Here is a 13,918-nt window from a genome sequence, read left to right on the forward strand (position 1 = left end):
CCCTGCTATGCAGAATAAAAAGTAACCTACACTCGTTTGCTCTTTCTGTTTTTACTTCGCATGTGGCAGAAAAAGGCCTGACCGGTCAGATGCTCTCTTCCACCTAAAAAGAGGGGTTTTATATCGGTTTTTTAATTGATGTGTGTGTAGTAGAGAAATCATTCCTCTACTACACTAGCAATCTATTCATAACGAAGCGCTTCAATTGGATCTAATTTCGCTGCTTTGTTTGCTGGAATTAATCCAAAGATAATGCCGAGCGTCATGGAGAATAACACGCCGCCAACAACAACTTCCCATGAAACGAGCGGTGGCCATTTCGCAAATGTGGAAACTATATATGCGCCCCCGTAACCAAGACCAATTCCGATTAATCCGCCAAGAAGCGTTAACATAACAGCCTCAATTAAGAATTGCAGTAAGATTTTACTGCGCGTTGCCCCAAGTGCTTTACGTACCCCAATTTCGCGTGTACGCTCTGTTACGGATACAAGCATAATGTTCATAACGCCAATACCACCAACGACTAAGGAAATACCAGCGATACCGCCGATGATCATTGTCATAATGTTTGTTACTTTCGAAACACCTTCTTGGAATTCTTTTAAATTCACCATTTCATACTTACCAGAAGCATCGCTTGGTTTGCGGCTATTTAAAACCTCAACAGCCTTTTTACCTGCAGTTTCTAGATTATCTACATTTTTTGATTGAACAGAAATACTTTGAATCTCATCTTTTCCATATAATGTTGGCCATAATGTAATTGGAATTAATGCTTCTGAAGGACCCATTCCCATAAACTCATTATCCGACTTGTACACGCCGATAATTTGCATCGGTTGGCCTTTCATTTCAATAATTTTACCAACGGGATTTTCTTTCTTAAACACCTTATCTTCCATACTCGTACTGATCATGACCACGTTATTCCCTTGAGAAATATCCGCTTCATTTAGTGAGCGACCTTTTACTACTTTCGTTTTATTCACTGCAAAATATTCACTATCTAGCCCTATAACATTAACCATCTCTTTTTTATCATTAATATCGAGTGGTTCCATCGTATTATTTGTTGTAATGACATGAGAAATTTCCGGAATTTTTTTCACTTCAAAGATGTCTTCTTCCGTTAATTTCGGTCTTTCACTCACTCCCATTCCGTATGGATCATTCATATCCGCAGCAAAGTGAATTGGCATCACATTATTACCAGAGCCAGCAATTTGCGACTTTAACATCGCTTCTCCGCCTTGCCCAATCGCAACAACAGTAATAATAGAACCTACACCAATAATAATCCCAAGCATCGTAAGTGCTGAGCGCAGTTTATGAGCTAAAATAGAAGATAGGGCAATCTTCATACTATCTAGTAAACTCATACCACACACCTTCTATCTTCTGTAATTTTCCCGTCCCTTAGTACGATTCGGCGCGAAGAGTAAGCTGCGACTTCCTCTTCATGCGTAACCATGACAATCGTTGTACCTTCTGCATTTAACTTTGTAAAAATATCCATAACTTGTTCCCCTGACTTTGTATCAAGGGCACCAGTTGGTTCATCGGCCATAATAAAGGTTGGATCATTCGCAATGGAACGCGCGATCGCCACACGCTGCTTCTGTCCACCTGATAACTCGCTTGGCAAGTGATGCACTCTGTCCGACAAGCCAACCTTCCCAAGTGCTTCCAGAGCTCTTTGACGACGTTCTGCTTTCTTTACACCACCGTATATAAGCGGTAGCTCAACGTTTTCCACTGCTGAAAGGCGCGGTAATAAATTAAAATGCTGGAATACAAAGCCGATATATTCATTACGAATAAGGGCAAGCTTTGCTTCATCTGCTGTTAAGATATTCACGTCATTCAACATATATTCGCCTTCTGTTGGACGATCTAAACAACCAATAATATTCATAAGCGTTGATTTACCAGAACCAGACGGTCCCATAATTGAAACAAACTCACCATTTTGAATCGTTAAGCTAATACCATGTAAAATTGGTACCGCGAGTTTTCCTTGATAATATGTTTTATAAATGTTATTTAACGTAATCATTTTTCTTTCACTTCCATTCCGTCATACACGTTGTCGGAAGGATTTTTAACCACCTTTTGCCCCACTGTTACGCCTTCAAGAACTTCTGTCCAGTCTCCATCATTAGAACCTTTTTTCACATTTTGTTTACGAAGCTTTCCTTTGTCTTCGACGTATACAAATGCATCACCGTCTTTTTCTACAATGCTCTTGCTAGGAACAGCAATTATATTCTTGTTGTCTAAATTTACTTGTAAAGATACATGATAGCCTGGAGATAAACCTTCTTGTCCATCTAGGCTTGCTTTATATGTATACTGTGACATACTTTGTGTTCCATCACCTGCACCAGCAGCTTGAGCCATCTCTGCACTGGTTGGGAATTCACTTATTTCTGTAATCTTACCTGTCCATTTCTTCTTACTATTTGCTTTTGCAGTTACAGTAAATGTTTGATCCTTTTGAATTTGTGATTTTTGAAGTTCAGTTAACGTTCCTTGAATTTGGAATGGGTCTTTAGAAGCAATTTGTAAAAATGATTTTCCTTGTCCACCCATTGCTTGTGATGAACTTTGTGCTGCATCTTTATCTAATTTTTGTACGACACCTGCAAAATTACTATAAATCGTAAGTTCTTTTTGTTTTTTCTTTAACTCTTCTGCTTGTAGTTGACCTTTTTCTTTCTCAAGGTCTGTTGTTTTTTGCCCGATTTCTAGCTCACTTACTTGCGCTTCCATTGGGTCTGTTACTTCTTTCCCAGCACCGCTATCTTTCGCTTTCTTAATTTCTTTTTTCAATGAATCTATTTTCTTTTTCCCTTGATCATAACGCATAGCAGCCATTTTTTGATCCAGCTCAGCTTGCTTTATTTGTAAATTGATTTCTTCATTATCATAAGAGAATAATTTTGTTCCCTTTTCTACTTCTTGCCCTTCTTTCACCGCAATATCCTTCACTTTTCCTTTTGTTGGATCTGCGTAGAAGCTTTCAATATTCCCAGGTTTCACCTGACCTGAAATCAATTTCGTATTATTCAGTTTACGCTCTGTTACTTTTTCGAAGCTAACAGCATCTGCCTTTACTTCACCCTTCTTCTTCCCTTGCATCACAAAAATATTAATAGCTGCAACGACAACAATTAATGCAATAACCCCAATAATGATCCATTTCTTCTTCTTGTTTGGAGTACGAACCGTATTTGGTAACATATTCTCTCTCCTTTTTATATCTTAGTATAAGAATTATATAATTTCATAAAACTTCAGAAAAGAACGACATTTTCCAATGTTATTACGCTCTCCTAACAAAGTTTTACACTATCACTTATATTGTAACAAAAATACCAATGTTTAGAAATATGACATCTTATCTTTTAAGCAAGTTTTAAGGAATAAAAATTTTGTCACATATATTTGACATTTTATCCTCCCAAACGTAAGATGTCATATATATGTGACACTTTTTATATAAATTGTAAAGGAGGTTTATATTTGAATAATGTTAAAAAATATCGAAAATCCGAAGGCCTCTCTCAGCTGGAATTAGCTAAACAGGTTCATGTCGCTAGACAGACAATAAATTTAATTGAAAACAATAAATATAATCCTTCTCTAGCTTTATGTATTGAATTAGCAAAAGCATTAAAAACAGATTTAAATACTTTATTTTGGGAGGAAGATTGAACTATGAAAACTAAGTGGAAAGAAAAATTGTATACTAATTTTATAGGAACAATAAGTGAAAGAGACGAATATCAAAAACAAGAAATTAATAAAGAATTAGCCATTGCAGGAGTCGGTTTATGGTATTTAAATATGTTAGCCATGTTGATTATGCTAATAGTTGATACCATGAACAACACGATGTCTATAGGGACTATATTTATTTTTCTTATTAATATGACTTATTCATATTATTTAATGCGGAAATTAAAAAAGAAGGGATTAAACGATACAGAGTGTGCAACAAAAGAAGAATACTTAGAAAACAAGAAAAAACTAAAAAAATCTAGTTTAAAAGCAGGTGTATTTTGGGGCTTCCAAATGTTTATTTTCATGTCTTACATTTTTCCTTATTTAAGTTCAGGGGAAATCTCGGTTTCTCTATTTGATGTTATTCTCTGGAGCTGTGCAGGAGCCTTTTTCGGTTTTTCCATGTATGGACTAGCGTTGTTAAATTTAAAAAAATTATATTAATTAATAATAATAAGATTAAAGAGAGAACGAACTACCTAGCCAATTCCTGTGTAATGGAATTGGCTTTTTATGTTGAAAATAAACTTTTCAATACTAATTTACGTTCATTTTTTCACTTATGAAATCTTACAGAACTGTCATCTTTATGTAAGGTTATTCGATAGTTCATTTACTATTTCAATGTGATAATAGCAATATAAGAAATAACATTAAATTTTTAGAGGTTATAGGAGAGTGTCGATAATGATTTTAACAACAACTACTGTTATTCAAGGAAAAGAAATTATTGAGTATATTGATATTGTAAACGGTGAAGCAATTATGGGTGCAAATATCGTACGCGACATATTCGCTTCTGTTCGTGACGTTGTCGGCGGCCGTTCTGGTGCATATGAAGGTAAATTGAAAGAAGCACGTGATATTGCAATGGAAGAAATGAAAACACTTGCGAAGCAAAAAGGTGCAAATGCAATTGTTGGTATTGATGTAGACTACGAGGTCGTTCGTGACGGAATGTTAATGGTTGCCGTAAGCGGTACCGCTGTACGTGTGTAAATAATAGAAAAGAAGCATAATTACGAAAGCATCTCGTTGGAAGTTGAGGTGCTTTTCCTTTTTTATAAAACACAAGAAACTTATCAAACAATGATACATTCTTTTAGGTGGACGAGAGCACCTGGCCGTGCATAGAAGCGGTCAGGGCCTTTTCCTACCACATCCAAGATTTTAAACAAAAGGAGAAAGCAAGTGTGAGGCTACTAAAAAAGCACCTACTCTGAGTAAGTAACGGAACTTTTATAGACTTTTTCAGTATCCTCAGCGAGTGCAAGTCACTTTTCATTCTGTTTAACAACAACCTACGAGGGCGAATATACTTTAAACAAACGTTTGATTAAAAAAGAGAACCTACCAATTGATAGATTCTCCTCTTCGAAATCATTAAGCAATTTGCTTCTTAGACTCTTTTCTCTCATGACCAAATTGAACGATAAATAAGAATATCGTAGATAAAATACCGCCTGCTAATAGTAAGATGAAGCAACCGTCCCAACCAGAGCGATCAACGATAACACCAATCGCTGCGTTTGCAACAAGGCTTCCGCCTAAATAACCGAACAAGCCACACATACCAACTGTTGTACCTATTGCAAACTTTGGTACTAATTCCATTGCACTTAAACCAATTAAAAATTGTGGTACGTAAATTAAGCAACCAATAATTGAAACTGCAGCACTCACAACAAGTATGTTAGATGCTTGCCAGTATACGAGCGTTCCAATAACAACACCAACCATACTAAACACACATAGTGGCATACGTTTTCCTTTAAATAACTTATCACTTAACAAACCAACGATTAATGAACTTGGAATTGCCATTGCTTCAAAAATTGAATATGCTGCATGCGCTTCTGTTTTTGTAAATCCTTTAACTGTTGTTAAATAAATCGGTACCCAGTTAATAACACCGAAACGAATTAAGTATACAAATGCGTTCGCAATACATAAATACCAAACAAATTTGTTTTTCACTACATATTTCATCAAAATTTCTTTTGGTGACATTTTGTTGGCATTGTCTGCCTTCTCAAGATCTTCATAATCATTGCGATATTCATCAATTGGTGGAAGACCGACAGATTCTGGTGTATCCTTCGCATTGAACCACATAAGAACTGAAATTACCATTGCAATGATCGCTGGGAAGATAAACACGCCAGCTTGCCAATGACTTTCACCGAAAATACCAACACCAATTCCAACAATCGGTGGTACAAGCATTGCACCGATATTATGTGAAATATTCCAAAGTCCTGTTTTTGTACCGCGCTCTTTCTTCGAGAACCACTTTGCCATTACAGTACTACAAGGCGGTGCCCCCATCCCTTGGAAAATATTGTTGAACACTAATAATGTTAAAATCATTCCAAATGAAGATGCAAAACCAAAACAAATATTTATAATTGCCGATACGAATAAACCAACCGCAATAAACCGCTGAGCATGCGCTTTATCTGATAAATTCCCCATAAAGAACTTACTTAGTCCATACACAATCGCCGTAACGGAACCTAATAAACCATATTCCGTTGCACTAAAACCATATTCTTTCATTAAGTACGTACTAGATAGCGTAAAGTTACTACGAACTAAATAATACGCTGCATACCCAACCGAAATTCCCAGTAACACGCGAATACGCATGAGTTTGTATACTTTATCAATCATATCTGCTGGTAAGCGCTCTATTATTGGCGCTGGCTTAAGCCATTTAAACATATCATCTCTTCTCCTTTTCTCACTTTTGAGAGAGACGTTGTCTATTCCATATCTCGATTACTCCACTATCTGATATATTTTTATTCGTTCTTCTAACAGGCTGGCCTTCTATTTCTTTCTGATTCTTCGCAAGCATTGTTGGTACGCCAAACGAAACTTTTTCTAAAATATGCCCCGCTTCTTCTGATAAACAATAATCAATAAATAAATCCGCTATAATACCACTCGGCGCATGTTTCAGTTTCGAAATCGCATTGACAGATAACCCTGTTTGCTCAGGCACTTTACTCAAAATCGGAAAGCCTTGTTTTTGAAGCATCCGTTGGTCTCCCATGAAGTTAATACCAATCATATATTCACCGCTTGCCACATACTCAGCAGGCATGTAACCATTCACCGTTACCTCTGCAACTTGCTTGGCAAGGCTCCTTACATACCCCTTCGCCTCTTCTTCACCAAATGTATCAATAAGTGATTGGAACAACGTATAAGCTGTTCCTGAAACATTCGGATCAGGCATGACAATCTTTCCGGCATACGCTGGATGTAATAAGTCTTTCCACCCCGTTGGATATGAAAGTCCTAGCGGCGCTATTTCCTCATTCCATCGCTCTTTATTAATCGCAATGGCAAGCTGATCCACTTCATAGCCATACCAAAAACCATCCTTATCTTTAACGGCTTTAGAAAGACTATTCGTGTGCTGGCTTGTAACAGGAATAGATAGATCTTTTTGCTTCATCGTTTGATGTGCATCTAGTGTACCACCAATAATAATATCCGCCTTCGGATTTCCAGCTTCCGCTTCTACTCTCCTTAAAATCTCTTCTGTAGAAAGACGAATAAATTCATACGTACATCCGCGCGGTTTACAAAATGATGAAAGCAGCGCTTCACCAACTTCTTCACGAGCCGCTACATACGCAACAAGATGGCGATCCTTCAAAATCGGAAGACCATTTTCACTATATTTAATAGAGGGTGTATCTCGAGAGCAACTAGACATCGCTCCTCCTATTACTAGCAAAAAAAAGAAAAAGGCTATCTTTCTCATGAAACATTCTCCTTTACAAATGAAGTTGCTAGGGAGCCTTTCATATACATCACGTTCCCGTTATTATCACCAAGATATTGCACAACAAAGTAAGAAGGATATACAGAAATCGTCAAAACATCCTCACGTTCATTCTTTACCTGCTTCCCGTTTTGATAAGCAGTCATATAAGCGATTGGATCCTTCTGTGATTGCAGTAGCTGCTGAATTTCTCCGTAGTCTGTAATTTGCTTTGCTTGCCGAATCGAATCAAGTAATCGCGTAAGATCAGTAGAACGCACTATATCACCTTGCCGCACGATAACTTCCTTTGCTGATGCAAAAAAGTTGCCGATAGACTCTGGTGTATAATACAAGCTTAACAAATACGTTTGGAATGCGGAAATCATTGGATCCGTACCATTCTTTCCGTATACGTTTTCCTCATACTGGAACAAGTCACCTACTGCAAAAGTACGCTTATGTCCATTCAAGTACGTTACTTCTCCAGTAAATACTTGTTCATGGATATTTGCCTCTGTCTGTTCCATTCGAATCCGGTCAAAAAATGAAACAATCGCATGTAGACGCACTTCATCCGTTACAACTAGCTCTCCCCACTTCTCATGCTTTACTCTCACTTCAGTAGGAAGGGATTCATTCGCTCTTTCTAAAACGGCTTGTTTGTCATCCAACGTTGTAACACGGTTATATAGCTGCTTCTCTAGAAAATAAAACAACACAAGAGAAGCAATCGTGCAAAAGACAAACAAAAGGATTTGAAATGATAGCCTTTTCATTTCTGCCTACCTCCAAGATAAAAAAACGTTGTTTCGAAAATACCGCATAATTGTTTCATAAATGTATCATTCAACCGCTTTCAAATTTTTTATATATTCCAAACGTCTCGGTAACAAAAATATGATCGTCACCATCGTACCCACTTCTTCACTACTCTCAATTCGCATGCTTCCGCCTTGCTTATTCATAATCTCTTGGCAAATGTACAAACCGTACCCATTCCCATAACTGGAAGAGAGTACCTTCCCTTTTGGAGAACGATTCCATTCAGCCAATATACCTTCATCCATACCAATTCCGTCATCATAAATAAAAACTTTCGCCTCATGCTCATTTACAACGACATTCATACGTACTTGTGAGGCATCGCTATATTTAATCGTATTATCGAACACATTCAAGAAAATCTGCTTCGTTTTATCGAAATCCGCAACAACATGTGCCTCTGTTAACTCATTTACAACTTCAATTTCAAATTGCTGCAAGCGAGGTTTCACAATCGAAATCGCTTCTTCTGCTAGCTCCTTTATATTTACAATTGTTGGTGAAACTTCAAATGTACTTGTCCCGTACTTTGAAGATTGTAGTAACTCCTCAACAAGTGATAATAACCGCTGACTTTCCACAGAAACATAATGAAGACTTTCCTGTATATCTTTCTTCGATTGCAATTTCGGAATTAAATCTACATAACCGATAATCGCGGTAAGCGGTGTTTTTAACTCATGTGTAATCCTATCTAAGAAATCCTTCTGCTTCTCTTTCTCTTCCTTAAGCTGCGAGATATGCAGTTCAATCCCATCAGCCATCGCATTAAAGGACGCCGAAAGCTGTGCAATTTCTACATACTCATTTAACTCAATCTTACTTTGATAATCTCCATTTGCGAGCCGCTTTGCCATTTGTCTTAACTGATCAATCGGTCTGTGAAGAGACTTTGCTAAACGAATCGCAAAGAAAATACCACCAGCCACTAAACAAAGGGATGTAACAAGAAACGTCCAGCTCACATTCATTAAGACTTCTTTCTCATCTTTTAACTCATGGATAAAGCGAATTGCTCCAATCACTTCATTCCCTCGGTAGACAGGACTCGAAAATAATAACAATGGTGCTGGATCACCATTTTCAAAAACGTAAGCTTTCTTTCCCTGTAACGATCGATCTATGTCTATATTCTTATGAAGCAACGCCCCTTTTTGCGTATCCGCAACGACATCTCCATTCTTCCCAATCATCTGTACCCGGACATCCATCCTCTTCCCTAAATAAGAAGCAATCAGCATTGAACTCTGTCCAAGAGTCTCTACTTCCGCTTCCTTCTCTAAGTAATTCATCGTGTAAATTTGCGCCTCTACACTTAACTTCTCCAAAGAGTCTGCTGCACTATGGTACATATTTTTCTCTAGTGCAATATAGGTCACTGTATAAAGTAGACACAAAATTGGAATTAACAATCCGGCAATACCAAATACCATATTTCGTTTTAACGACATCTTATCACCTAACAATCTAACTTATACCCAACGCCATAGATCGTCTTAATATGCTCACCGCTTGCCCCAAGCTTCTTCCGAAGGCGCTGCACCATAATATCAACTGCTCTTGTATTTCCGATGTACTCAAAGCCCCATACCTTCTCCAGCAGTTCATCTCTCATAAACACACGCTGCGGATTCGAAACAAACAGCTGACACAAGTTAAACTCTCGGTACGTTAACTGAATCTCCTGCCCGCTCACATGCACCTTTCTTTCCTTTGGACAAATCACTAACTCACCAGCTCGAATCACCTCATGATCCCGAGGTACTTCTCTCTTCGTCACGCGCCGCGCCATATTCTTCACCCGAAGAATAAGCTCCGCATAATTGAATGGCTTCGTCACATAATCATCAGCCCCAAGCTGAAGACCAAGCAATTTATCATTCATCTGACTCTTTGCTGTAAGCATCAACACTGGAATATCTCGGTCCTTCTCCCGAAACAAACGAAGCAATTCATACCCATCCGTATCCGGAAGCATCACATCTAAAATAAGTACATCCGGCTCTTCGTCCCATCTTTGCAAGGCCTCTTTCCCATCAGCTGCCGTCAATACTTCATATCCTTCCATCTCCAGCTGCATCCGGATCAAATTGCGAATGCTCGACTCATCATCAACTACGAGTATTTTCATGGTCTCCTCCTTCCATCTCATCTTATAGCACAGTTTAGTATAGCAAATATCGTACACAAAAAGAGAAGGGATTGTCGAACATATGTTGAACGACGATACCCTTTCTGTAATCAATTCATTATTTAGCTACAAAGTAATCTGTAACATACTGCTTCCAAACCTCATTTCATTTAATGTTCTTACTTCGTTTATCCGATTGTATTAGCAATTTTCTTGTTCCATTATCAATGGAAGTGACAAACTATACACAAACAAACCCAACTCCCGCCAAAGGTAGTTGGGTTTGTTGCAAATATTACTTAGTCAATTCAAGATGTGCTTTTAATTTATTTGTTAAATCTTGCTTCGCTTGGTCTGACACATAATAGTACCAAATACCGTCAGCTGCTTTATGTCCATCACCTGGAATTTGAATATCTTCACTGTTGTTCAAGCAATCTTTATAGTTCTTTTGTATATCAAACATTTGATCTTGTGTTAAATTTGTCTTTACGTTCTTTTGAATTGCTGTTAATACATCACCATAACTTGTAAGTGATGAGAAGCTTGCACCTTTTTTAATAACTGCCTGTAGCACTTGGCGTTGGCGCATTTGGCGGCCAAAGTCACCGCGTGGATCTTCTTTACGCATACGTGTAAATGATAAAGCTTCATCACCTGTTAAATGAATATTCCCTTTAGCAAAATGATGATTGTCTTGCGTAAACTCTAAATCATTATTTACATCTACACCACCAACTGCATCAACAATATCCTTGAATCCTTCCATATTTACTTCAATGTAGTAATCGATTGGTATATCCAAGAAATTCTCAACTGTATTAACTGACATATTAATACCACCAAATGCATATGCATGGTTGATCTTGTCTTTCTTACCTTTACCAACAATCTCCGTATATGTATCACGAGGAATACTTAAAAGCTTCATTGACTTTTGCTTCGGATTTAATGTGATGACCATTAAAGAATCTGAACGCCCTTTATCATTGCCACGTTCATCAGCACCTAGTAATAAAATGGATACCGGTTTTGAATCTTGCACGCTTACCTCTTCAGCTCTTTTCTTTGAATGATCGCGGTCTAACGGTTGATGTACTTTATCTAACGTACTAGAAACAGAGGAATAAATATGATAGGCATACGCTACACCACCTATTAAAAGAACACCCGCAATCCCTAAAATCCACAACAGGATTTTCTTTTTCATCAATTCAACCTTCTTTCGTTTTAAACATCATCAACTTTTAGTATAAACAAATGCACCTCTATGCTTGTTGTCCAATTTTAGTAATTAAAAACTATTATACGATACATTTACCTTTTTATCATTTGCCCTCTCAATATTTTTCCATATATAAACATTAACCCGATTTTGTTCAAAAAAATAGACAAATGACAATAATTATCCTTCTTGTCATTTGTCTATTAAAAAATCTTATATTTACTATGACGCCTATTCTTTCTTCTCACCAAGTGCAAATGTAATCTCTGCTTCGCAAGCAATTTCACCGTCTACAGTTGCAATCGCTTTTCCTTTTCCGATTGGACCACGTACACGCGTCATTTCAACTTCTAAACGAAGTTGATCGCCTGGGCGTACTTGTTTTTTGAAGCGGCAATTATCAATACCTCCGAAGAAAGCGAGACGACCACGATTTTCTTCTTTCTTTAAGATAGCAATAGCTCCGACTTGTGCTAGAGCTTCTACAATTAATACGCCCGGCATCACTGCATAGTCAGGAAAATGCCCGTTAAAGAATTCCTCATTTGCCGATACATTTTTAATTCCAACTGCTCGCTTACCCTCTTCTACTTCCAAAACTTTATCAACAAGTAAAAATGGATAGCGGTGCGGAATAATTTCTTTAATTTGCTCTATATTTAACATGAAAATATCGCTCCTTCTTTCACATTGGTCTTACCACTAGGATATATTGTTATTATCCCATTTTACCCACAGTTTGTCATTATTAAAAAGAAGCAGTATTTGTTTCGTAACTTTTCAAAAAAAATGCACACACTCTTTTCTAAATAACAAGCTTCATATAACAAAATAATTACAGCTGGCACGGAGGTAGAAAAGAGTGTATGCCCAAGTTAGGGAAAGGCAATATGTATTCAAAACATTGTTTGCCTTAAGTGTCGTATTCCGCATTATTATATTACATATAATTTCAAATAAGAAAATATTAAATTTAACCATATATATGAATATATTACCTATTTTCTTTATTTTTCTCCTATTTTCTTTTATTTTCTTAAAAAATTGGAATTTAAAAAAATACAAAAAAGAACTAAGATTATCTCCTAGTCCTTTTTGGGGATTATTTCAACGCACGACGTGGTAATTTGTCGATATTTTCCAGCATAATTCCTGTACCAACTGCAACACAATGCATTGGGTTTTCAGCGATTAATACTGGTACTTTTAATTCTTCTGCCAGAAGCATATCGATACCGTGTAATAATGCCCCGCCACCTGTTAGAATTACACCGCGGTCAATGATGTCTGCAGATAGTTCTGGTGGAGTACGCTCTAATACGCCTTTTGCAGCTTGTACAATGATAGCTGCATTTTCTTTTAATGCTTCTGTAATCTCTTCTGAACATACTGTAATGGTACGCGGTAAACCTGTTACCATGTCACGTCCGCGAATTTCAAGTTCTTCACTACGTGCACCTGGGAATACTGTACCGACTTTAATTTTAATATCTTCTGATGTACGTTCCCCGATTAATAGCTTATACTTGCGTTTAATATAGTTTAAGATCTCCATATCAAACTTGTCTCCAGCCATTTTGATAGAGGAAGAGGTAACAATATCACCCATTGAAAGTACGGCAATATCCGTTGTACCTCCACCAATATCAACAACCATGTTTCCGCTTGGCTGGAAGATTTCCATACCAGCACCAACAGCAGCTACTTTTGGCTCTTCTTCTAAGAATACTGTTTTACCACCTGAACGCTCAGCAGCTTCACGAATTGCTTTTTGCTCTACAGATGTGATATTTGTTGGACAACAAATTAAAATACGAGGTTTTGAAAAGAAGCTCTTTACGTCCAATTTGTTAATGAAATACTTTAACATTGCTTCTGTAATTTCGAAGTCTGCAATTACACCATCTTTAAGCGGACGAATCGCTACAATATTACCAGGTGTACGCCCTACCATGCTTCTTGCTTCTTCACCTACTGCTAATACTTTTCCAGTATTACGATCAATTGCCACAACTGATGGCTCATTTAATACGATACCCTTACCTTTTACATGAATTAATACGTTAGCCGTGCCTAGGTCAATTCCGATATCTCTCGCAAACATTCCTGTGTTTTCCTCCTCAATATTCAAAATCAGGTTATACCCGAATTCTTTTATACCTAATTTCTG

Annotated in this window: 14 protein-coding genes; 3 read left to right on the forward strand and 11 right to left on the reverse strand. The window is 37.3% G+C overall.

Going from position 1 to position 13,918, the window contains the following annotated elements; genetic code table 11:
* Positions 1–182 precede the first annotated feature (182 nt).
* Genes COO03_RS22085 through COO03_RS22095 form a run of 3 tightly spaced genes read right to left on the reverse strand, consistent with a single transcriptional unit; the run spans position 183 to position 3,246 of the window.
* On the reverse strand, positions 183–1,382 hold the full coding sequence (locus COO03_RS22085) for an ABC transporter permease (protein ID WP_097899199.1): 1,200 nt from the start codon (positions 1,380–1,382) through the stop codon (positions 183–185).
* Entirely contained in the window at positions 1,379–2,059 is a 681-nt protein-coding gene (locus COO03_RS22090; RefSeq protein ID WP_097899200.1) for an ABC transporter ATP-binding protein, read from the reverse strand. The genes COO03_RS22085 and COO03_RS22090 overlap by 4 nt, the downstream gene beginning before the upstream one ends.
* A complete protein-coding gene (locus COO03_RS22095) occupies positions 2,056–3,246 on the reverse strand; it encodes an efflux RND transporter periplasmic adaptor subunit (protein WP_097899201.1) in 1,191 nt (396 codons plus the stop codon). Before COO03_RS22095 ends, COO03_RS22090 begins: the two co-directional genes overlap by 4 nt.
* Positions 3,247–3,528: 282 nt before the next feature.
* Between COO03_RS22095 and COO03_RS22100 the strand changes: the two genes are divergently transcribed.
* The 3 genes from COO03_RS22100 to COO03_RS22110 all read left to right on the forward strand — a co-directional run bounded on the left by COO03_RS22100 (position 3,529) and on the right by COO03_RS22110 (position 4,788).
* The gene (locus tag COO03_RS22100; RefSeq protein WP_097899202.1) at positions 3,529–3,720 is read left to right on the forward strand and encodes a helix-turn-helix transcriptional regulator; all 192 of its coding nucleotides are present in this window, start codon (positions 3,529–3,531) and stop codon (positions 3,718–3,720) included.
* A 3-nt stretch (positions 3,721–3,723) separates the two neighbouring features.
* Positions 3,724–4,233 carry a DUF3278 domain-containing protein gene (locus tag COO03_RS22105; protein ID WP_097899203.1) on the forward strand — a complete coding sequence of 170 codons (510 nt, stop codon included), beginning with the start codon at positions 3,724–3,726 and terminating at the stop codon, positions 4,231–4,233.
* A gap of 243 nt (positions 4,234–4,476) precedes the next feature.
* Positions 4,477–4,788 carry a heavy metal-binding domain-containing protein gene (locus COO03_RS22110; protein ID WP_097899204.1) on the forward strand — a complete coding sequence of 104 codons (312 nt, stop codon included), beginning with the start codon at positions 4,477–4,479 and terminating at the stop codon, positions 4,786–4,788.
* Between the two features lie 384 nt (positions 4,789–5,172).
* Here COO03_RS22110 and COO03_RS22115 read toward each other — a convergent pair whose 3' ends face one another.
* The 8 genes from COO03_RS22115 to COO03_RS22155 form a co-directional block, all read right to left on the reverse strand.
* Positions 5,173–6,513: an MFS transporter gene (locus COO03_RS22115; protein ID WP_097899205.1), complete on the reverse strand. Its 1,341-nt coding sequence runs from the start codon at positions 6,511–6,513 to the stop codon at positions 5,173–5,175.
* Positions 6,514–6,532: 19 nt separating this feature from the next.
* Positions 6,533–7,567 (reverse strand): ABC transporter substrate-binding protein, encoded by a 1,035-nt coding sequence (locus tag COO03_RS22120; RefSeq protein WP_097899206.1) that lies wholly within the window; start codon positions 7,565–7,567, stop codon positions 6,533–6,535.
* Positions 7,564–8,346, reverse strand: coding sequence for a DUF3919 family protein (locus COO03_RS22125; protein WP_097899207.1), 783 nt, complete (start codon positions 8,344–8,346; stop codon positions 7,564–7,566). Before COO03_RS22125 ends, COO03_RS22120 begins: the two co-directional genes overlap by 4 nt.
* 66 nt (positions 8,347–8,412) lie before the next feature.
* Positions 8,413–9,843 carry a sensor histidine kinase gene (locus COO03_RS22130; protein WP_097899208.1) on the reverse strand — a complete coding sequence of 477 codons (1,431 nt, stop codon included), beginning with the start codon at positions 9,841–9,843 and terminating at the stop codon, positions 8,413–8,415.
* An 8-nt stretch (positions 9,844–9,851) separates the two neighbouring features.
* Positions 9,852–10,523 (reverse strand): response regulator transcription factor, encoded by a 672-nt coding sequence (locus tag COO03_RS22135; RefSeq protein ID WP_097899209.1) that lies wholly within the window; start codon positions 10,521–10,523, stop codon positions 9,852–9,854.
* Positions 10,524–10,818: 295 nt separating this feature from the next.
* The gene (gene tagU / locus COO03_RS22140; protein ID WP_097899210.1) at positions 10,819–11,733 is read right to left on the reverse strand and encodes a polyisoprenyl-teichoic acid--peptidoglycan teichoic acid transferase TagU; all 915 of its coding nucleotides are present in this window, start codon (positions 11,731–11,733) and stop codon (positions 10,819–10,821) included.
* Positions 11,734–11,979: 246 nt separating this feature from the next.
* The gene (gene fabZ / locus COO03_RS22145) at positions 11,980–12,414 is read right to left on the reverse strand and encodes a 3-hydroxyacyl-ACP dehydratase FabZ (RefSeq protein WP_097899211.1); all 435 of its coding nucleotides are present in this window, start codon (positions 12,412–12,414) and stop codon (positions 11,980–11,982) included.
* Positions 12,415–12,850: 436 nt separating this feature from the next.
* Positions 12,851–13,852: a rod shape-determining protein gene (locus COO03_RS22155; RefSeq protein WP_097899213.1), complete on the reverse strand. Its 1,002-nt coding sequence runs from the start codon at positions 13,850–13,852 to the stop codon at positions 12,851–12,853.
* Positions 13,853–13,918: the final 66 nt, after the last annotated feature.

This window comes from Bacillus sp. AFS098217 (genome assembly GCF_002551815.1).
GTDB lineage: Bacteria > Bacillota > Bacilli > Bacillales > Bacillaceae_G > Bacillus_A.

What these genes read in the sequence shown, in the direction of transcription:
- COO03_RS22130 (WP_097899208.1), bottom strand. Translation starts at nt 9,843, where the DNA reads ATGTCGTTAAAACGAAATATGGTATTTGGTATTGCCGGATTGTTAATT.
- COO03_RS22120 (WP_097899206.1), bottom strand. Translation starts at nt 7,567, where the DNA reads ATGAGAAAGATAGCCTTTTTCTTTTTTTTGCTAGTAATAGGAGGAGCG.
- COO03_RS22135 (WP_097899209.1), bottom strand. Translation starts at nt 10,523, where the DNA reads ATGAAAATACTCGTAGTTGATGATGAGTCGAGCATTCGCAATTTGATC.
- COO03_RS22090 (WP_097899200.1), bottom strand. Translation starts at nt 2,059, where the DNA reads ATGATTACGTTAAATAACATTTATAAAACATATTATCAAGGAAAACTC.
- COO03_RS22095 (WP_097899201.1), bottom strand. Translation starts at nt 3,246, where the DNA reads ATGTTACCAAATACGGTTCGTACTCCAAACAAGAAGAAGAAATGGATC.
- COO03_RS22105 (WP_097899203.1), top strand. Translation starts at nt 3,724, where the DNA reads ATGAAAACTAAGTGGAAAGAAAAATTGTATACTAATTTTATAGGAACA.
- COO03_RS22115 (WP_097899205.1), bottom strand. Translation starts at nt 6,513, where the DNA reads ATGTTTAAATGGCTTAAGCCAGCGCCAATAATAGAGCGCTTACCAGCA.
- COO03_RS22125 (WP_097899207.1), bottom strand. Translation starts at nt 8,346, where the DNA reads ATGAAAAGGCTATCATTTCAAATCCTTTTGTTTGTCTTTTGCACGATT.
- fabZ (WP_097899211.1), bottom strand. Translation starts at nt 12,414, where the DNA reads ATGTTAAATATAGAGCAAATTAAAGAAATTATTCCGCACCGCTATCCA.
- COO03_RS22110 (WP_097899204.1), top strand. Translation starts at nt 4,477, where the DNA reads ATGATTTTAACAACAACTACTGTTATTCAAGGAAAAGAAATTATTGAG.
- COO03_RS22155 (WP_097899213.1), bottom strand. Translation starts at nt 13,852, where the DNA reads ATGTTTGCGAGAGATATCGGAATTGACCTAGGCACGGCTAACGTATTA.
- COO03_RS22085 (WP_097899199.1), bottom strand. Translation starts at nt 1,382, where the DNA reads ATGAGTTTACTAGATAGTATGAAGATTGCCCTATCTTCTATTTTAGCT.
- tagU (WP_097899210.1), bottom strand. Translation starts at nt 11,733, where the DNA reads ATGAAAAAGAAAATCCTGTTGTGGATTTTAGGGATTGCGGGTGTTCTT.